General features: G+C 43.6%; 17 protein-coding genes. 11 read left to right on the forward strand and 6 right to left on the reverse strand.

Annotation, left to right across the window (positions count from 1 at the left end):
• Positions 1–537: 537 nt before the first annotated feature.
• From BUA78_RS05790 to BUA78_RS05820, 7 genes are all read left to right on the forward strand, one after another.
• The gene (locus BUA78_RS05790) at positions 538–1,140 is read left to right on the forward strand and encodes a 4Fe-4S dicluster domain-containing protein (protein ID WP_072911818.1); all 603 of its coding nucleotides are present in this window, start codon (positions 538–540) and stop codon (positions 1,138–1,140) included.
• Position 1,141: 1 nt separating this feature from the next.
• The gene (locus BUA78_RS05795) at positions 1,142–2,011 is read left to right on the forward strand and encodes a CoB--CoM heterodisulfide reductase iron-sulfur subunit B family protein (RefSeq protein ID WP_072911819.1); all 870 of its coding nucleotides are present in this window, start codon (positions 1,142–1,144) and stop codon (positions 2,009–2,011) included.
• Between the two features lie 409 nt (positions 2,012–2,420).
• The gene (gene sat / locus BUA78_RS05800; protein ID WP_072911822.1) at positions 2,421–3,596 is read left to right on the forward strand and encodes a sulfate adenylyltransferase; all 1,176 of its coding nucleotides are present in this window, start codon (positions 2,421–2,423) and stop codon (positions 3,594–3,596) included.
• 461 nt (positions 3,597–4,057) lie between these two features.
• On the forward strand, positions 4,058–4,501 hold the full coding sequence (gene aprB, locus BUA78_RS05805) for an adenylyl-sulfate reductase subunit beta (protein ID WP_072911824.1): 444 nt from the start codon (positions 4,058–4,060) through the stop codon (positions 4,499–4,501).
• Between the two features lie 36 nt (positions 4,502–4,537).
• Entirely contained in the window at positions 4,538–6,412 is a 1,875-nt protein-coding gene (gene aprA / locus BUA78_RS05810; protein WP_072911827.1) for an adenylyl-sulfate reductase subunit alpha, read from the forward strand.
• A gap of 276 nt (positions 6,413–6,688) precedes the next feature.
• A complete protein-coding gene (locus BUA78_RS05815) occupies positions 6,689–7,936 on the forward strand; it encodes a CoB--CoM heterodisulfide reductase iron-sulfur subunit A family protein (RefSeq protein WP_072911829.1) in 1,248 nt (415 codons plus the stop codon).
• Positions 7,937–7,940: 4 nt separating this feature from the next.
• A complete protein-coding gene (locus tag BUA78_RS05820) occupies positions 7,941–10,121 on the forward strand; it encodes a hydrogenase iron-sulfur subunit (protein ID WP_072911832.1) in 2,181 nt (726 codons plus the stop codon).
• Positions 10,122–10,256: 135 nt separating this feature from the next.
• Here BUA78_RS05820 and BUA78_RS20155 read toward each other — a convergent pair whose 3' ends face one another.
• Positions 10,257–10,397, reverse strand: coding sequence for a hypothetical protein (locus BUA78_RS20155; RefSeq protein ID WP_175548975.1), 141 nt, complete (start codon positions 10,395–10,397; stop codon positions 10,257–10,259).
• A 658-nt stretch (positions 10,398–11,055) separates the two neighbouring features.
• Positions 11,056–11,757, reverse strand: a complete 702-nt coding sequence (locus BUA78_RS05825) for a polysaccharide deacetylase family protein (RefSeq protein WP_084082327.1) — start codon at positions 11,755–11,757, stop codon at positions 11,056–11,058.
• A 218-nt stretch (positions 11,758–11,975) separates the two neighbouring features.
• Here BUA78_RS05825 and BUA78_RS05830 point away from each other — a divergent pair, with 218 nt between their 5' ends.
• The 3 genes from BUA78_RS05830 (at position 11,976) to BUA78_RS05840 (ending at position 15,907) form a co-directional block, all read left to right on the forward strand.
• Positions 11,976–13,097 (forward strand): HD-GYP domain-containing protein, encoded by a 1,122-nt coding sequence (locus BUA78_RS05830; RefSeq protein WP_072911837.1) that lies wholly within the window; start codon positions 11,976–11,978, stop codon positions 13,095–13,097.
• A 170-nt stretch (positions 13,098–13,267) separates the two neighbouring features.
• The gene (locus BUA78_RS05835; RefSeq protein WP_072911839.1) at positions 13,268–14,413 is read left to right on the forward strand and encodes a S1C family serine protease; all 1,146 of its coding nucleotides are present in this window, start codon (positions 13,268–13,270) and stop codon (positions 14,411–14,413) included.
• Positions 14,414–14,632: 219 nt separating this feature from the next.
• Entirely contained in the window at positions 14,633–15,907 is a 1,275-nt protein-coding gene (locus BUA78_RS05840) for a nickel-dependent lactate racemase family protein (RefSeq protein WP_072911842.1), read from the forward strand.
• Here the strand turns inward: BUA78_RS05840 and BUA78_RS05845 are convergent.
• From BUA78_RS05845 to BUA78_RS05855, 3 genes are read right to left on the reverse strand one after another with little or no spacing between them, the layout of a single operon-like run.
• Positions 15,832–17,175 (reverse strand): polysaccharide deacetylase family protein, encoded by a 1,344-nt coding sequence (locus tag BUA78_RS05845; RefSeq protein WP_072911845.1) that lies wholly within the window; start codon positions 17,173–17,175, stop codon positions 15,832–15,834. The two genes, BUA78_RS05840 and BUA78_RS05845, sit on opposite strands and share 76 nt — an antisense overlap.
• On the reverse strand, positions 17,166–18,359 hold the full coding sequence (locus tag BUA78_RS05850) for an MFS transporter (protein ID WP_072911847.1): 1,194 nt from the start codon (positions 18,357–18,359) through the stop codon (positions 17,166–17,168). The genes BUA78_RS05845 and BUA78_RS05850 overlap by 10 nt, the downstream gene beginning before the upstream one ends.
• A gap of 14 nt (positions 18,360–18,373) precedes the next feature.
• The gene (locus BUA78_RS05855; RefSeq protein WP_072911849.1) at positions 18,374–18,823 is read right to left on the reverse strand and encodes a divergent PAP2 family protein; all 450 of its coding nucleotides are present in this window, start codon (positions 18,821–18,823) and stop codon (positions 18,374–18,376) included.
• 363 nt (positions 18,824–19,186) lie between these two features.
• Between BUA78_RS05855 and BUA78_RS05860 the strand changes: the two genes are divergently transcribed.
• Entirely contained in the window at positions 19,187–20,230 is a 1,044-nt protein-coding gene (locus BUA78_RS05860; RefSeq protein ID WP_072911851.1) for a glycosyl hydrolase family 18 protein, read from the forward strand.
• A 75-nt stretch (positions 20,231–20,305) separates the two neighbouring features.
• Here the strand turns inward: BUA78_RS05860 and BUA78_RS20160 are convergent, their stop codons facing one another.
• A complete protein-coding gene (locus BUA78_RS20160; RefSeq protein WP_175548976.1) occupies positions 20,306–20,455 on the reverse strand; it encodes a hypothetical protein in 150 nt (49 codons plus the stop codon).
• Positions 20,456–20,575: the final 120 nt, after the last annotated feature.

Here is a 20,575-nt window from a genome sequence, read left to right on the forward strand (position 1 = left end):
ATATCCAGTTAGCTGGCGACAGATTCGGAAACAAAAAATAACGGCATAATAAAGAGGGGAACTGTATAAATTGATAATAGGAGTTTGTCATTATAAAAAATAAATATTTCAGAGCAACGGTGCAGGATTATAGGACAAGATAGCGAATAAAGTTACAACAAGCACAAGCGATTGTCGAAATAACAACCAATGGGTGCGGCAGAACAAGGTTGATTAGCCCATTTAATGTGAAAAATGAAACTTTTTTGGTGGAAAATGTCAAATTAACGATACTACTTGTCAACTAAAAATAGTAATGATATATTTAATATTATAATTTGTCAGATAGTTGACTAAAATTCTTGGCTATTTCATTTTTAAATCCCTAAGACTTTATAAATATAAACTTTATACCTAAACATAAGGGGGTGTCGAGGGGAGCATTGCGTTAGTTCGTGTGCGGACATTCACAAGCCGTTCGGTTAGTGAATGTCGGTTTGACAGTTGGAGAGTTGCCAGGCTGTATGGAAGAATGCCCGAAGGGAAGTGAGAGAGTAAATGTCTGAAGCTGAGGCAAAGGAAAAGGCAACAGTAAAATACGATTCGGAATTTACTAAAAAGGTTTATGGGATGGAAAATGGCAAATGGGTAAAAATGTGCATGCAGTGTGGGATTTGTCCTACTACCTGTGCACTTAGGGAGAAAATGGATCTTTCACCCAGACGCATTATTCAGCTCATCCGGGCCGGTCGCAAGGATGAAGTGTTAAAGGCCAATACTATGTGGTTATGTACTTCATGCTACACCTGTGCCTGTCGTTGTCCCCGTGGGGTTCCCATGATGGATGTAATGCATGACCTCCGTCACTTGGCTGTGGAGAATGGAATCAAACATAACTCCCAGTCTATGGCCGAAGTTTATGAGAAAGATGTTACTAAGCGTGGACGTATTTGGGAAGGCGGACTTACCTTAAATTATGGTTTAAAAATAGGGCTAGGGAATGCCATTAAAATGGCACTTGATATGCAGGACGTGGGTAAGGGTTTAATGCTCCACCGCCGCTTACCATTATTACCGCCTAAAGGTGTTAAAGACCCTGCCAAACTGCGTGAGGTTTTAAAACGAGCTACTGAAATTGCTCAGAAGGAGGGTGGTCACTAGTATGAAATACTCAATTTATCCCGGATGTTCAAGTGAAGGAACTGCTATTAGTTACCATCACTCTGCAGTGGAAGTGGCTAAAGTATTGGGAATAGAGCTTAAAGAGATAGAAGATTGGAACTGCTGTGGCTCCACCGTTTTATCCAGTGTCACCGGCCAATTTGCTGCGGATGTATTGGCCTCTAGAAACCTGGCACTGGCTGAAAAGATGGGCCAGGAGGATGTAGTTACTACCTGTAGTTCCTGTTATGCAATTTTGGGCAACGTCAATAAAAAATTTGCTGATGACAAGTTTAAATATAACGCCAATGATGCACTTAGTAAGGATAGTCTTAGTTACGATGGCAAACTAAAGGTTCGTATGCTGCTGGATGTTATGGTTTCCGATTTGGGGTTAGAAAAAATTGCCGCCAAAGTAGTCAAGCCTTTAAAGGGACTTAAGGTAGCCGGTTATGTAGGTTGCCAAACTGTCAGAGCACTAAGGGAATTCGACAATTGTGAAAACCCGACGTTTCTTGACAATGTGATTGAGTGCCTGGGCGCAGAGCCGGTTGATTTTTCCCATAAACTCAAATGCTGTACCGGCATCATGGCAATGACTTCGCCCGAAGTAACCATTTCGGCCTTATACCCGATTTTAAAGAGTGCCTACGAAGCAGGGGCAGATTTAATCGTTACCCCCTGTCCCCTATGCCAGATGAACCTGGATGCTTTTCAAATTAAGGTCAACAAAGCCTATGGTACCAAATATAATATACCTGTACTTTTCTTTACTCAACTAATGGCCCTTGCCTATGGTTTAGATCGCAAGGCCGCTGGACTGGATTATTGTATTGTATCTCCCAATAATGCTCTTAAGCAATGGGCTTAGAAATAGTAGCAAAAAGCAATTATTATTGCAAATACTTTTTTGCACAAATTCTAATAAATTTATAAAAGGTAGCAGGAAAACCAAAAACCAGCTAGAATATGTAGTATTAATCACAAGTAACAAAAGTAACAAGGCCTTGCAATACCAACTGGCACCTGCTTAGATAGAGAGAGTGGGGGTGCCTGTTAACATCAGATAATCCAAGTGAATATGATCACGTATAGTTTTACAAAATATGACACACTTGGATTCGTTTCATAAAATAAAACCCTGGCAGGGTTTGGGTTATGGCTAATTAACAATCTGATGTAAACAGTGTACCAGCTAAGTGGTATGAAACTATAAGTGTTTGTATTCACAAAGCAGGACATAGTCCAATTTTAAAAAAAACAAGGAGGCATGTTGCACTATGGCATTAGTTCAACCGCATGGTGGAAAATTAACCCCTGTATTGGCCCCGAAAGAACAGTGGGCCGAACTGAAAGCCAAAGCTGAATCCCTACCAGTTATCCGCATGAGTTCTCGTGAAACTTCCGACTGCTTAATGCTCGGTATGGGTGCTTTCTCCCCTCTGACAGGTTTTATGTCTCAAGCCGACTATGAAGGCGTTATCGAAAACATGCACTTAGCAAACGGCTTAGCTTGGCCCCTGCCTGTAACCCTGGCAGTTACCGCAGAACAAGCCGAAGGCATCGCTGCTGGCCAAGAAATGGCTTTGGTTGACGACGAGTCTGGCGAATATGTTGGTATCATCACCGTTGCTGACAAGTATGGCTATGACAAAGTGAAAGAGTGCAAATCTGCTTTCTTCACCGACGATGCTGATCATCCTGGCGTACAAAAAGTTATGTCCCAAGGTGAAATCTATGTTGGTGGCGACATTGTAACCTTCTCTGAATTAGGTTACGATGAAAAGTATGCTGGTTACTATGCTCATCCTGCTGAAACCCGTGCTCTGTTTGAGTCTAAAGGCTGGAACACCGTTTGTGCATTCCAAACCCGTAACCCCCTGCACCGCTCCCACGAGTTCCTGTGCAAGATTGGTAACGAAGTTTGTGATGGCCTGTTCCTGCACCCCATCGTTGGTAAACTGAAGAAGGGTGACATCCCTGCTGAAGTACGTTTCGAAGCTTACAAAGCTCACATGAAATATTACTTCAACGAAAAAACCATTGAAATGCGCGTATATCCCATGGAAATGCGCTATGCTGGTCCTAAGGAAGCTATTCTGCACGCTGTATTCCGTCAAAACTTTGGTTGCTCCCACATCCTCGTTGGTCGTGACCATGCTGGCGTAGGCAGCTACTATACTTCTTACCAAGCTCAGGAAATCTTTGATGCCTTTAAGCCCGGCGAACTCCTTTGCCAGCCCATCAAAGTTACCTCCGCTTACTACTGCACCAAGTGCCAAGGTATGGCTACTGAAAAGTCTTGCCCTCACGGTCCAGAAGATCGTATCGCCATCAGCGGCACCAAGGTTCGTGAAATGTTTGGTAAAGGCGAACTGCCCCCGCTCGAATTCGGACGTAAAGAAGTTCTGGAAATTCTCACCAAGTACTACCAAGGCTTGGATAGCGGTAAGTAATTGTTCTTGACTCCTGCTAGTTTGTAGAATGCTTTAAAATTAAATAAAGAACATTATCTTCATCATTCTACAATAAACGACAAAAAAGTTCTGTCTGTCAGTTGACAATATGATCTTGGCATAGTAAAAACAGGTAAAACTTCGTTGATACAGTGTCGGTTCTGATAACCGCGCTGTATCAACAGGATACCCCCCCTAACTGCTGGCTGTTAATAACCAGATCAGAGGAGGTGGTTAGATCCAATAAGTTATCTATCTGAGACTTACACTAAGGTTATGTCAATAAAACCCATTCGGAGTCTTCCGAAGTAAATACTAGGAATGAATTTGCCGGTAGCGGGGAGACAAGTTCTGTTACAAAGACATCATATATTTTTCTTCATCATCTACTTTATTTCTTACTTCATTATTTTGGCTTAAAGACGATAGTCTTTAAAAATTAGCAATAGGGAGGTAAAAAAATGCCTAGTTTTGTAATTGCTGAAAAGTGCGATGGTTGCAAGGGTCAGGACAAAACCGCTTGCATGTACATCTGCCCCAACGACCTGATGGTTCTGGACAGAGAAATAATGAAAGCCACCAACCGTGACGTATCCCAGTGCTGGGAATGCTACTGCTGCGTTAAGATTTGCCCTCAACAGGCTATCGACGTTCGTGGTTATGCTGACTTTGTTCCCATGGGCGCTAGCTGCGTACCTCTCAGAAGCTCCGACAGCATTATGTGGACTGTTAAGTTCCGTAATGGTATGCTGAAGCGTTTCAAATTCCCCATCCGTACCACTGCTGAAGGTGCTGCAGAACCCGCTGGCGGTTATACTGTAGACCAAGAAGATCTGAACAATCAACTTCTGTTCACCGAGCCCTACTCTGTAGGTACTCCTGAACTGCCTGCCTTGAAGAAGTAATTTCAGTTAATCAACTATCGGAGGAGGTTTAATATAATGCCGAATTTTGAAACTGTTGTAGTGAGTACCGACATTCTAATCCTCGGTGGTGGTATGGCAGCTTGCGGCGCAGCCGTTGAAGCAGCTTACTGGGCCAAGAAACAAGGTTTACAAGTTACTCTGGTTGACAAAGCTGCTATGGACCGTTCCGGTGCTGTTGCTATGGGTCTGTCCGCTATCAACCAGTACCTCGGTATCGCTAAAGGCGACAACACCGTTGAAGATTATGTAAAATACGTTAAAAACGACTTAATGGGCATCGCTCGTGATGACCAAGTCGCTGACATTGCCCGTCACGTTGACTCTTCCGTTCATTTGTTTGAAAAGTGGGGCCTCCCCATCTGGACTAACGAAGAAGGTAACTATGTACGTGGTGGTCGCTGGCAGATCATGTTAAACGGTGAATCCTATAAGGTTATCGTTGCTGAAGCTGCTAAAAACGCTCTGGGCACCGACAACATTTACGAGCGTATCTTCATCACTGAACCCATCATGGATGGCGACAGAATCGCTGGTGCTATTGGTTTCAGCACCCGTGAAGAGAAAGTATTTGTCTTCAAGGCTAAAGCTGTTCTGGCTGCTATGGGCGGCGCAGTAGGCGTATTCAAGCCTCGTTCCACCGGTGAAGGCTTAGGCCGTTCCTGGTATCCTCCTTTTAGCTCCGGTTCTTCCGCTTACTTTACAATGGCTGCTGGCGCTGAAATGACTTGCCAAGAAGTTCGCTTCATCCCTGTACGTTTTAAAGATGCTTACGGTCCTGTAGGCGCTTGGTTCCTACTCTTCAAATCCCGTGCTACCAACGGTTTTGGCGAAGAGTACATGGTTACCCGTCGCGAAGAGTTAGCTAACTGGGGTCCCTATGGTGCTGTTAAGCCTATCCCTGCTAACCTGCGTAACTACCTCGGTATGTTAGACGTAAGCGATGGCAAAGGCCCCTTGTATATGCAGACTGCTGAAGCTATTGCTAACCTAGCTAAGAAATACGAAGACGATCCCAAAGCCTTCAAGAAGAAAATGAAGGAATTAGAAAGCGAAGCTTGGGAAGACTTCCTCGATATGACTGTATCTCAGGCTATCCTGTGGGCAGCTTGTGACATCGCTCCTGAAGAAAAAGCTTCCGAAATCGCTGCTGCTGAACCTTACTTCATCGGTTCTCACTCCGGTGCTTCCGGTGCTTGGGTTTCCGGTCCTGCTGACTTAGCTCCTGCTGAATACCAGTGGGGTTACACCAACATGACCACCGTTAAAGGCTTGTTCGCTGCTGGCGACGCTTCCGGTGCTTCCAGCCACAAGTTCTCCTCCGGCTCCCACGCTGAAGGTCGTATTGCTGGTAAATCTATGGTTCGTTTCGTATTAGAAAACAACCAAGAACCCGCTCTCGACGATGCTAAGGTTGCTGAATTAACTGCTAAAGTTCTCAAGCCTATGGCTGTTTGGGAAGAGTTCTCCGGCTTCACTACCGATGCCGATGTGAACCCCAACTACATTCTGCCCAAAATGTACATGTTCCGTCTGCAGAAGATGATGGACGAGTATGCTGGCGGTGTTGTAGCTAACTTTACTACCTCCAAGGCTCTGTTAGAAAAAGGTTTAGAATATCTGCTCATGCTGAAAGAAGACGGTCAGAAACTGGCTGCTCGCAACCTGCATGAACTGATGAGAGCATGGGAAAACATCCACAGAACCCTACAGGCTGAATCCCACATTCGCACTGTACTGTTCCGTGAAGAAACCCGTTTCCCTGGTTACTACTTCCGTGCTGATATGCCCGCTATCAATCCTGAGTGGGAAGTATTCTGCAACTGCAAGTACGATGCTGCTAACGGCGAATGGGAAATGATCAAGCGCCCCATCATCCGTCTGGTTGACTAATTACAATCTAGACAATATAAATTGCTGATGTAACAGCGGGCCCGTGGCAACTACGGCCACGGGCCTTTCATTTAGATGTAAAGGCCTTTTAGGGCCCATTAGACCAGGTGGCCTGAAAGGCGCCTGGCTTTTACTTTTTATGCCTGGCAGGGAAAAACATTTTTTACATTTTTAGTAATTATAGATTATTATTAACGAAACCTTTCTAAAATAAATTTTGTTAAACACCTATCCAAAGGCTACAGTTTACCCACAACTGGACTAGGGAGTGAGAAAATGGCAAATAAAAGCATATTAGTGGTTGGTGGCGGGATTAGTGGTATTACCGCTGCTGTGGAAGCCGCCGAAGTGGGTTATGAAGTGTTCTTAGTAGAAAAGAATGCCTACCTGGGCGGTAAAGTTTCTCAAATCAATGAGTATTTTCCCAAGCTTTGTCCACCAAACTGCGGTTTGGAAATTAACTTCCAAAGAATTAGAAAGAACTCCAAAATCAGAGTGCTGACTTTGGCTGAAGTAGAAGGCATTTCCGGTCAGGAAGGTAACTTTGATGTTACTGTTAAACTGAATCCCCGTTATACTACCGATGGTTGCACAGGTTGTGGCAAGTGTGCCGAAGTTTGTCCGGTTGAAAGAGCAGATGCATTTAACTTTGGTTTAAATAAAACCAAGGCTGCATACTTGCCTCAGCCCTTTGCCTTCCCCATGAAGTATGTCATTGATAACACAGCCTGTACTGGCGCTTCTTGCGGTAAGTGTGCAGAAGTTTGTGAAGTGAAGGCTGTGGATTTGGGTATGACTGCTAAAACCATGAACCTGAATGTTGGTGCTGTTATCTGGGCTACCGGTTGGGATTCCTACCCTGTAGAGAAATTGGCCAACTATGGCAGCGGTACTGTTACCAACGCCATCTCAAACATTATGATGGAAAGATTGGCTTCCCTTACTGGTCCTACCAGTGGTAAAATTGTTCGTCCTTCAGACAACAAAGAGCCGCAGAACATTGCCTTCGTACAATGTGCTGGTTCAAGGGACGAAAGCCATCAAAAGGCTTGCTCTTCCGTCTGCTGTATGGCTACCTTAAAGCACATTAGTTATGTGAAAAAGCAGTATCCCGATGCCAAAGTTACCATCTACTATATGGACATTCGCGCTATGGGTAAGCATGAAGACTTCTATAATAAGATCAAAGAATATGATATCACCATGATTAAAGGTAAGCCTTCTGAAATTAAAGAAGATGCCGAAACCAAGGATGTTATCGTATTGGCCGAAAACCAGATTACCCAAGAAATTACCGAATTGAAGTATGATCTGGTGGTTCTGGCCACTGGTATGGCTCCTGCTACAGCAGCAGCACAAGTTCCTGCTGCCGTTGGTTATGATGTAGACGGCTTTGTATTGAGTGGCTCTGTGCCCGGTATTTACGCTGCCGGTTGTGTTGCTAAGCCTGGTGATGTTGCTTCCTCTGTACAGGGTGCAACTGCCGCAGTGATTAAAGCCATTCAATCTACAGTGAGGGGGTAAGACAATGGCTAAAAAACTTGGATTTTTCCTTTGCACAGGTTGCGGCATTGGCGAAGCCCTCGATGCAGCGGCTTTAACGAAAGTAGCAGCCAAAGAATATAAGGTGCCTGTTTGCAAAGAACACGGCTACCTCTGCTCCGCAGAAGGTGTAGAGTTAATTAAAACTGAAATCGAAGCTCAGGGCGTCGACGGTTTTGTCATCGCTGCTTGCTCCAACCGTGTAAATGGCGATGTCTTCAAATTCCCCGGCGTTTTTGTGGATCGGGTAAATCTACGTGAACAAGTGATTTGGGTACACGAAGCCGACGATGAAGATACTCAAATGTTGGCTGAAGATCAGATCCGTATGGGTTTAGAAAAGATTAAAGCTGGTGAAGCTCCTGCGCCTTACGTGGGTGAAAACCTGTCCAAAACTGTTCTCGTTGTGGGCGGTGGCCTAGCTGGTATGACAGCAGCTTTAGAAGCAGCCAAAGCTGGCTATCCTGCAGTACTGGTAGAAAAAGAAGCTGCTCTAGGTGGTTGGTTGAATAAAGTTTACAAAACCACTCCCATGGCTGCTCCTTTTGCAGTGCCGGAAGATCCCAATGTTGCCGGCCGTATTGCTGAAATTGAAGCGAATTCTAACATTAAGGTATACACTGGTGCTGTGATTGAGAAAATTGCTGGTGGTCCCGGTATGTTTGATGCGGAAATTAATCAAGGTGGCAATATTGTAGCTGAAAGAGTAGGGGCCATTATCCTGGCCACTGGCTCTAAGCCCAATGATGTAAATTTAGATTACCTGGGCTATGGTAAATATCCTAACGTTATTACCCATGCTGAATTTGAGGCAAAGGCTAAGGCGGGTCAAATTGGTGCTCAGAAGGTTGCCTTTATTCAGTGTGCCGGCTCCCGGGATGCCGAGCGTCTTGCCTATTGCTCTGCAGCCTGCTGCGTCGAGACCTTAAAGCAAACCATTATTTTAAAGGAACTGGCTCCCGAAGCTATGTCCTACGTTTTCTATAAAGATATCCGCAGTTCCGGCCAATATGAGCATTTCTATAAAGCTGCACAGGAAACGGGTGCTGTTTTCATTAAAGGTGATATTACCGGTATTTCCGAAGCTGGCGGCAAGCTAATTGTAGAATCCGAAGATATTCTGCTAGGCGGTAACGCCAAGGTAGAAGATATTGATTTAGTAGTGCTGGCCAACGGTATGATTCCCACTAACAAGGCTACAGAGGCCATTGTAGCCGCTGAGGGAGATGCTGCTGGTGAAGCGGCAGCTACTCAGGAAGCTGCCGAGAAGATCCTGAACCTGCAATACAGACAGGGTCCCGAACTACCTAACCTGAAATATGGTTTTCCGGATTCCCACTTTATCTGCTTCCCTTACGAAACACGCCGGACTGGTATCTATGCTTGTGGTAGTGTAAGAGCTCCTATGGATATGGCCAAGGCTGTTGGTGATGCTACCGGTGCTGCTTTAAAGGCAATCCAGTGTGTAGAAGTCACTGCTGGTGGTGCTGCTGTACATCCCAGAAGTGGTGACCTATCCTATCCCGAATTTGCCTTACAACGCTGCACCCAGTGCAAGAGATGTACCGAAGAGTGTCCCTTTGGTGCCATTAACGAAGATGCCAAAGGTAATCCGCTACCCAACCCCACTCGCTGCAGAAGATGCGGTACTTGTATGGGAGCTTGCCCAGAGCGTATTATCTCCTTCAAGAACTATTCTGTGGCCATGATCGGTAACATGGTTAAGGCTGTAGAGGTTCCCGAAGAAGATGAAGAAAAGCCAAGAATTCTTATTCTGGCCTGTGAAAACGATGCTATGCCTGCCCTGGATATGGCCGGTATCAACCGTTTGAAGTACAATTCCTGGGTGCGTATCCTGCCTGTAAGATGCCTGGGCTCTTTGAACCTGGTATGGGTTGCTGATTCCATGTCCAAGGGCTTTGACGGCGTATTGCTGCTGGGCTGCAAACATGGAGATGACTACCAGTGCCACTTCATGAAGGGTTCCGAACTGGCCGAGATCCGTCTGTCCAAGGTGTCTGAAACTCTCGACCGCTTAGGTCTGGAATCAGATCGTGTTCGCATGATGCAGATTAATATTATGGATTATGCTGAACTACCCAAGATCATCGACAAATTTGCCGAGGACCTTGAGGAATACGGCCCCAACCCGATGAAAGGCTTCTAATTCAAATAAGATGAATTAATAAGGAAACCCCCGCCGATGCGGGGGTTTCCTTCTATAATAAAACTAACTTTCCCCTAGACCTCAGAGTAATTCCACGAAGCCCAGCTAGGACCTAAAAGTAAATTATCTATAAGCCTAGTTACTTTCTTCTTCCCGACCTATGGCAAAAAATTTTTTCATGATTTCTACAATCATTTTACTAGTTTCAATTTCATTGTGAACATTGCATTTATCCATTTCCTCCTGAGCCCAGGTAGCAAAATCATTCATAGTCATACTAATCCCTCCATGATTTTTATAGTTTCGGGGCATCTAAAATGGGACCCTTAGGTAAATAAATCTAGGCATTTACACTTAGTGATGATGAATTATACCCAGGTCTGGTGACAAAATATATGAGATTTTTCACCGAGTAGGGCAACACCTCCTAAATTTATTGAAAAATCACCTGAAACCCCCTTGCGAATATGCCCCGTTAGTGCTACAATAACCATGAAGGTAGTGACAACTGCGTGGCTGTCACAGGTGTTATTATAAACACTATATATTTTTATTTACCGAGGCAATTTTTGTCTTGGTTATATCTGTTTTGGTAAGGTTTTGTCATGATACTAGCACAAATTGTTAATTACTTCAATCGCAATTGGCAAAGAATAAGTAAAGAATTTTATGCCAAAATGGTTAGTTTTTGAAAAAACTTAGATTGCTACCTACCCGTAACCTATAGTTATGCCCATTAGGTACACCGGGTTTTTAGATGTTGGTGGAAGAGTAGTTTGTCATTAGGTATAGCGGAAAGTTTTATATTTGCCGATATACAATAAAAAATCATATACATTGAATGAAAAGTAGTAAAAAATAGGCAAAACCCCCTCATTTTATCTTATAAAAAATGAGGGGGTTTTGCGTAGCTAAAATAAATACATTTTATAATTTAAGATATATCATCGTAATTGGTGTTTTGCATAGACAATAAATCAGAGAGAGACACCACTCGAAAGCCTCGATCCTGAAGTCCTTTTAATAAAAGTGGAAGGGCTTGAACGGTTTTACTTCGGTTCAGTCTGCCGTCATGCAGTAAGATGATATAACCGGGTTGGACCTTTTCCAGAACTCTGTTGGCCATTTTCTCAGGGGTGGGAGCATTGCGATTTTCAATCGTTAGGGTCCAGAGTATTTCCTGTAAGCCAAAGGTTGAAGCACTGGTTTTAGCGTAATCTGTGCTTAGACCTTTGGGGGAGCGATAATACATCGGAAGTTGACCAATGGTTTTCTCGACAATTTGCTGACAACCGGAAATCTCCTGATGTGTTTCCCGAGCGGATAAATCGGGCATCTGTGGGTGGGTCATGGTATGGTTACCAATTTCATGACCTTCTGAAATTATTTTTTTTGCGATGTTGGGATATGCTTCTACATTTTTACCGACTACAAAGAAGCAGGCATGAGCGTGATATTGCCTTAAAGTATCCAAAATAGGTAGAGTATATCGAGGGTCAGGACCGTCGTCAAAGGTTAGGGCAACTACCTTATCTGTTACATCAACCCGACAAATGGCTTTGTGTCCTAAAGCCGTTTTTAGTCCAGAAGGATTTACTATGGTAAACCAGATAAAAACAGTTATTAAAACTACCATCGAGGCAATATTACGTAACTTTTGGCTGTTTATAAGAGTCCCCTCCTCTCATACCCTATTATATGAATGACTAATTCGCTAAAGTTATGAGAAGACCTTGCAGCTGCTACAAAATCTATAATGATTTGACGAAAGTTTACTGGAAACATTCTTTTTGGCAGGAATTTTAAGGTAACAGTAGAATATTTTATAATTCGAATATGTCTATGGAGGTTATCATGCGGCGGGTTTCCATCGATAACTTAAAGCCCGGTATGAAAGTCGGGCGTGCCATTCAAAACAGTAATGGACACACGCTCTTACATGCTGGAGTAATCCTGAATGATAAATACATAGCTCGCCTGAGGCTGATGGGAATTCCATCGTTATATATCGATGATGGCTTCTTACCGGATCTGTTTGTTGAGGATGTTATTTCAGATCAAGTCAGGATTAAAGCGATTAAGCAAGTTAGAAATACACTACAAAAACATTCTCATTCTATGGGTGAAAGTCTTGCGGAAACAGAGAAACTATATGGCACTATCAGTGAAATGATTGATCAATTATTGAATGACCCAAAGCTTATTGTTGAATTAACTGATATTCGTTCGATGGATGATTATGTGTTTGCCCATTCGGTAAATGTTTGCGTCTTGGCCTTAATGACAGGAATTTCCCTAGGTTATGAGCGCCCTAAGCTGCATCACCTGGGCATGGGAGCATTATTACATGATATTGGCAAAATATTAATTCCTAAGGAGATCTTAAACAAACCTGGCCCCCTTACACAGGAGGAGTATGAAATTGTCAAGAAACATCCGGAATTTGGACAACAAATATTAAACAAAAATTCACAGGTTAGCAATTTATCGAAGTTAGTCGTGTATCAACACCATGAACGCTACTCCGGAGAAGGCTATCCACGAGGTTTAAAGGATAACGAAATACACGAATTTGCTCAAATTACCGGCATGGTGGATATGTATGATGCCCTTACAGCTGACAGGGTTTATCGGAAGGCATTTTTACCTCACGAAGCCTATGAGATGATATCAGGGGCAGGAGATTATTTGTTTTCTTACCATTTAATTGAACCCTTCCTTTCAAATATTGCTGCCTATCCAGCTGGTACACCGGTTGAGTTAAGCAGTGGTGATATAGCGGTGGTAATAAGCACAAAAAAGGGATTCTCCCTATACCCGCGTGTGAGGTTGTTATACGACAAAAAGAAATGTCCAGTTACCACAGTAACTGAAATCGATCTTTTGGATCATCGTAGCATAGTTATCTCTCGGGTCTTATACGAACTGGATGGATTGATTGAGAACCAGGAGGCCTTTAACAACACTGAAAGATAAAACATCCTGGTTAACCAGGGTGTTTTTCTTTAGCATATCGGAAAGTATAAAATTTCCCGACATGCATAAGGGCAAACTAAGTTTCCGCCGGCGTTTAAAGACTTGGTGGAAGATCATGAGTTTTTCAAGAATAAACTAAGGTAATACTAGTAGATACGGAGGATGATAGAATGAAAAGGTGGCATAAGATTGGACGTTTGATGGTAATTTTAACAGTTTTATCAGCATTTATGTTGGCATCAGGCTGTTCACTGATCAAAGATATTGAACCACAGCAAAAGAGTACCGAGCAACAACAAAGCGGGGGTGCAAATGCTAATTTACCAGGTGTTGGTCCTGATAGCATTGCCAATATTGTAGAACAGGCCAGCCCTGCTGTAGTCAAAATTACTACTGTAGTAGAAGTTGGTGGGTTTCAGAACAACCCATATTTTAATGATCCACTATTTCGTCAGTTTTTTGGTATGAGAGCGGAACCCCAATATGAAAATGGCTTAGGCTCTGGATTTTTAGTATCAAAGGACGGCTATATTCTAACAAATTCACACGTAGTTGAGGGGGCCCGACAAGTTAGCGTTCTAATCAAGAATCACAAAAAGCCTTACGTGGCAAAACTGATAGGATCAGATCCCTCTTTGGACCTCGCTGTGTTAAAAATTGAAGGGAAAGATTTCCCTACTTTACCTTTAGGAGACTCCAATAAAATTCGGGTAGGTAATTGGGTAATTGCCATCGGCAGCCCCTTTGGCCTAGAAGATACGGTAACCATTGGAGTTATTAGTGCCAAGGAACGCCCCTTGGAGATTAATGGCCGAACCTTTGAACATTTACTGCAGACCGATGCTTCTATTAACCCTGGCAATAGCGGAGGCCCCTTATTAAATCTTAATGGTGAGGTAATCGGTATTAATACAGCCATTAATGCTCAGGCCCAGGGTATTGGTTTTGCTATTCCAACCAGCACAGTAAAACAAGTGATGGATGAACTTATCCAAAAGGGTAAAGTGGCACGTCCTTGGATAGGTGTACAAATTCAACCTGTAACTTCAGATATTGCTAACTTCCTCGGTTACGAAGGTTCTGAGGGAGCTGTAATTTACGGAGTTGTACCCGGTGGCCCAGCGGAAAAGGCGGGCATGAAAGAAGGGGATATTGTTTTAGCAATCGATGGGAGTAAGGTTGCATCGCCGGATGATCTAATCGCAATCTTACAGAAAAAGAAAATAGGAGTAGGTATAGGAGTTGAGATATTTCGGCATGGAAAAACCATCAAATTAGAAGTAAAGACAGCCGAGAGACCCAGTGAGATAAAGTAAATGAAGAGAGCAGGATAAAGCAGGATATTGTGTCCTGCTTATTTTTTTGGCATATCGGAAAGTTTTATACTTTCCGATATGCATAAGGATCGTACCTTAAAGGTCATAACCTGTAAGGTCACAGGCAAGTAAACAAGACAAGTTTTTCTAACCGAGTAAGAGAATAAAATAGCACAGATGAAAGAAAAAATTTGGGCAAACTAAAGCTGGAGGTGCACTATGCAATTTTTAGTACCCTATGGCAAAGAGCAACTAATCATTAACCTAAAGGAAGAAAATGTTGCAGACTATATTAACCCTACGATAAGTTCAACTGTCCACTCAAAAGGAGTTATTGAAAGGTCGCTAAGTAACCCTATCAAAAGCTTGACCCTGCAAGAGCTAGTTCAGCAAAAAAGGAAAGGGTCAGTTATCATTTTGGTGACCGATGTTTCCCGCCCCATTCCCTACCAAGAATTACTGCCACCCGTTATCCAAGAACTGAAAAAGGGTGGAATTTCCGGTGAGGAGTTAAAATTTATCATTGCCACCGGTGCCCATCGCCCGAATAAAGCGGCGGAAAATCGAGAAGTATTTGGTTCACTGGTAGATCAATACTTTTTTGAAAATCACAATTGTGATACCAATCTCAAGGTTTTGGGAAATTTAACCGGAGGAGTAGAACTGCAGATCAATGCAGACGTAGCCGCTGCAGGGCTCTTAATTATTACCAGTTGCATCATGCCCCATAACCTGGCCGGTTTCTCTGGTGGGCCCAAAATGATTCTACCTGGAGTAGCTGGCAGAAAAACCATCGAAGAAAACCACAGTCTTATGAAGCATATTCAAGTAGGGCCCGGAAAAGTGAGAAATAATCCTATCTCACAACAAATGCTTGAGGCTTTGCAATTGTCTGGGGTTGATTTTAGCATTAATGTGATTCTAAACTCTCAAAATCAAATTACCCAATCCTTTGCGGGCCATCCCGAAGCAGCCTGGCGGGCTGGCTGCGAGAGTTGCAGGCAATTATATCAGTTACCTTTACCGGAACCGGCAGAAGTGGTAATTGTTGGTGGTGGGGGCTACCCCAGAGATGCTAACCTTTACCAAGCTGTCAAGGCCTTGGTTAATGGGGGGCGTTTTCTAAGAGAGGGAGGAACGATCGTTTTATTGGCAAAATGTCAGGAGGGCATGGGGGAACCTCTCTTTGAAGAGTGGATGCTGGCGGCTAAAAATCCTGCAGAAATAGTGGAACGCTTTGAAGCCAAGGGGTTTCGCTTGGGGGCCCATAAAGCCTACGTTCTTTGTAAAATTCTCCAAAGAAAAGAAGTGATCCTTGTATCCGAGTTGGCAGCTACAGATCAGCAAGTACCACTTCTAAAAAATGTACGAAATTGGGAAAGTGCGGCAAAGTTACTTATCCAAAAACATGGCCCCGATTACCGGGCGTTGATACTCCCCTTAGCCGGACTGGTGTTTCCGTTGTCGGGCCAAGAGATACCTTCTAATAAGTAACGTTGTAGAAGTTCATTTTTAGAGATAACCACCTTTTTAGGCACTAATTTATGCCACTGGCGTCTTATATGCGAGAGACCGCCAGGGTGGAGTAGAAACATTAACCAGCGCTGATACCAGGTCACCAGCGAACGGAGCAGGGGAGGGAGGTCGTAAACGGAAAATCCTAATTGTTTAGTACCCCGGTGAATTATTGTGACACCGACAAGAGCCTTAATTTCCTGATAATGAGGGTCCGAAGAAATAAGCTTGGCCAGCAGGGGTAAGGCGTGTCGGGTTTCTCGCAATAATCTAATGCCTACCAATTCTAAAGAACGGGCGGTGGAATTTATACGCTGCAGCAACTCATTATTAAAGTGCAGTTCCACTATCTTATCCCCTGAGGTTAACAGCGTACCGTCTGATAACCTCATTTCATCACCCCGGTAATTCCGGATAGCTAGGCGAAACAGCTGATTATCTCCCTCTCCCATCGGTTTTAAGCCTGCTAGCCGATCAAAGCAAAGTTCCCAAATTTGCCAGAGATGTTGCAGGAGTTTCTTCACAAAACCCACTTCACGGTGCTGTAGAAGTTCCTCCAAAGTAACGGGCTGTAACCCCTGGGCCTTGAGGTGCTGCAAAATTTGGGGCAGAGCTTCTACCATATGGCGGGGGCCTTCTGTTGCAGCACCAGGGCCAGTACTGCGATCGTGAAAAACAATAATTGAGCCTGATTTTATGTTTCGAGTAACCAATTCCACAATGCGGGGCGAGTTAAATTTAGCATACCAATCCCAACTCATAAAAGACCAGAGCACCGTGGCTTGTTGATGAGACCAGAGATAGAGCAGAGTGAATAGGTTAAATATTCCCCAGGAGGGGCGGTAAAAATGACATTTTTCACCGATGATGTCCCCTATACTGGTTAGACCCTGTCGAATTTCCCGCCAGGAAGCAAAGGGTCCCTGTAGCCAGCAGAAGCGGTGGGCTTCGCCGTGGCTTCCTATGGTATGGCCAGCGGCTTTTATTTGCTTGACTAACTCAGGGTGTTTTTTAGCGTATTGACCTACTAGAAAAAAGCTGGCTTTGGCCTGATGGTATTTTAAAATATCCAAAACCTGGGCAGTGTAATGGGGGTCTGGACCATCATCAAAGGTTAATGCTACCAAGCCAGAGTTTTTATTTCCTTTGGAGAAAACCCCCAGCCTGAGATAGCGTGCCAAAAAAGTCGGTAATAACGCGTAAATAAACAAGAGTAGGCCAGCGAGCTTGAAAATGTCTAACCACATTTTTTATCACTCCTGGTATTATAGAATCCTTCAAAAGAGTAGCAAAGGTAAAAGATGCCCATACCTGCCAGAATAGCTGCACTCAAATAAATGGCTCCCACTGGATGAAGCCAGTTGGCAATAGCCCCCCCCAGCAGTGGACCGGTAGCAATGCCGAGCCCCTCTAGGGTAGTAAAAATCCCCCAGCCAGTGGCTTGGTGTTCGGCTGGAATAGCCCTGGCCAACAGAGTATTCCAGGCAGGTAAGATGAGGGCATAGGAGCAACCCACCAGCATAACGATAGCGAATAGAGACCGCAAATCACTTGCGAAAGGTAGCATACAGAGAAAAAATGCGCTTAAGCAGAATCCTGTAGTCAAAACCTTTTTTAAAGACAGACGATCTACCAACTTGCCCATAGGTACCAGACAAAGTACCGCTGCTGCACCACCTGCCGTAAGCAGTAAACCGTATTGTTCCGAAGTAAGACCCAATGTTTTTGTGGCATACAGAGGTAGAATCGGTAATAATAAGCTGGCAGCCATCGTTTGTAGAAACATACCCGGCAGTAAAACCTTGATCACCATTTTATCCGAGGCTAGTTTTTTTAGCTGCTGGGAAATAGAAATGCTAGTAGAGCTAGTCTTGGCACTAAAGGGAATGGATAATCCTATGACTAACGCAACACCCCAAAGCAGAATTAACAACAAGAAGGTTTGCTCATAGCCAAGGGGAAGTAAAAAAGTAACTCCCACCGGCCCTGCCCCAGCACCTAACAACCAGGCAGAAAAAACAAGACCTATTTTGGTTGCTCGCTTGGGGTGATCTACCGGGGCAACATTACTAATGACTGCTAACCAAACTGGAGCAAAGCCCAGTCCAAAGATCGCTGCTAATAGAACTGTAAGCCATCCCGTTGGTTGTTGATAAAGCCCAACCAGAGACAATAAGCTGATCAACAAACCAAATGCTAAAACAGGGCGTCCAAAGCGATCCAGTTGGTACCCGGCAAAGGTTTTATAAAGGGTCTCCGATAAGTAATGGGCAGAAACCATCGCTCCTGCCAGGGCAGTGGAAAAGTGCAAAATATCAGCCGCATATAGCGGCCAGAAGGTAAGGAAAAAGGCACTTCTGCTAAGTTCGGCAACAAACAGTAAAAGAATAAAAATAAATTCCCGTAAGGTTATATTCAGGGTCTTAAACAAATGAAATCTTCTCCTTAGAACACTACCGCAGCCATGATAATTCCCAGGATCGCTCCGACTGCCACTTCAGACGGTGTATGACCAATAAGTTCCCGTAAGGCGCTGACATTTTGTTTACCGTCCTGTCGTCCCATTTCCTCCATAATTTGATTAAGGATTTTGGCATGGATACCCGCAGCTCGACGCACTCCCATGGCATCATACATAACAATGATAGAAAAGATAGCCGTAATAGTGAATAACGAAGAAGACCAACCATACATCAGGCCAGCGGCTGTTGCTAAGGCGGTTACCATAGCCGAATGGGAACTCGGCATGCCTCCTGCTTCAAAAAATCTTTGCCATTGCCATGTGCGACTTTTCAGGGTATCCAGCAAGCCCTTGGTGAGTTGGGCAATTAAAAAAGCAGATAGTGGGGCAAACAGTATCTTATTTAAATATAACCAGTAATATATTTCCGACAAACTTTTCACTCCTAAAAATATTTAAAACTAGTAAAAATCTGTAAGATAATCCAACAAATCTACGCTGCGCTCTTGTAGTGAGTTATTTATCTAACTGAACTCTTCACTGCCTTGAATTCGTCAGTCTATCCGGGCACTTGTTACTTTCCTAAGTTGCATTTATAAAGATTATATATTCTCTATGGTTGTAGACAAATCCTTGTAAAAAGGTAATAGTCAGAAATCGGATTTTTACCAAATAAATTTTCTTATATCAATTATTAACAACAATGGTAAAAATATTGGTCTTCACTGATGAAAACAATTCCTGGTATCATTTATAAAGGGCTTAGGTCCTTAATAAATGAATCTGCAGGAGGAGTTATGACGAAAAAGCGTTGGACAACCTGGAGTTTCCTGATCCTGTACCTTGTAACTACAGTATTTGTGTTGCTGCCTGCTCCGGCGGATGCCGCACAAAAAGAGCCGATCGTTCTGGGCTATTATACGAAAGATTGGTATATAGACAATCTCTCCTATAATTCCTTGAACAATTATTACAAGCATCTGGATTATGTCGCTACTTTTTCGGCTCGCATGGATGCCAACGGTGGATTAATTGTTGATTACTCACCTGACGAGGGAATCAAGCTAGCCCATCAGAAGGGAGTTAAACCCCTATTAGTTGTACATAACATGCAAAACGGAATGGATTCCGCCTCTGCTTCAGCAGTTCTTAGCAATCCACAAAAACGTTGGCAATTGGCACAAAATATTGTTTCGTTAGTTAAAAAATATGGCTATGCCGGGGTAAATATTGACATGGAAGCCGTTCCTGCTTGGAACAGAGGGGATTATAGTAAATTCCTCTGGGAATTAAAAGGACTCCTGAAATCCGGCAACTACCTGCTTACCGCAGCAGTACCGGCCAAGACCAGTGATTTACCCAATGATAATTGGTCTGGCGCTTACGACTACAAAGAATTAGGTAGTGTATGCGATTATGTAATGCTGATGACCTATGATGAACACTGGTTTGGTGGAAAAGCGGGTGCTATTGCGTCTCTTCCCTGGGTGCAAAATGTTTTAGACTATGCGGTAAGCCAAATGCCTTCTCAAAAGATTTTACTGGGTTTGGCAGCTTACGGTTATGATTGGTCTGCTGCTAAGTGTAGCGCTGTAAAATGGAATTCAGTTAACCAAATAATTCAAAGCACCGGTGCCCAAGTGCGTTGGGACAATGCCAGTTCTACACCCTATTTTTATTATTGGAAGGGTACCGAAAAACATGAGGTGTGGTTTGAAAACAAATATAGTTTGGGTATTAAATTAGGTCTGGTAAAATCCTACAATCTAGCCGGTGTGGGCATGTGGCGCATGGGCTTTGAAGATCAAGACTTCTGGAATACTGTCCAGAGTAAACTATAGAGTAAGAGGGAGGCGGCAAGCCTCCCTCTTAGCTGCTACAGTTTCATAAGCTATAGGCTGACAACTAACAATTAATTACACCTTGTCCTGAGTAACTGCCAATAAATAAATTTCTTTATCAGTAGTAGCCATTTGATTAAGTTGTGCTTGCGTACTATTAAGAGTTGCCAATTGTTCCTCGGACAAAGACGCTACGGTCAAACCTGCTATATTTATTTCACTCATTTTGATTCTCCTTTTGCACCTATTGTCCCCTCTAAAGCATAATTTAAACAAAAATCTCTTGCGCATAGTAACAAAGCCAATATATAATTGGTTTGACACTGAGAACCATTATCTTTGGGG

The organism is Desulforamulus aeronauticus DSM 10349 (genome assembly GCF_900142375.1).
GTDB classification, from domain to species: domain Bacteria; phylum Bacillota; class Desulfotomaculia; order Desulfotomaculales; family Desulfotomaculaceae; genus Desulfotomaculum; species Desulfotomaculum aeronauticum.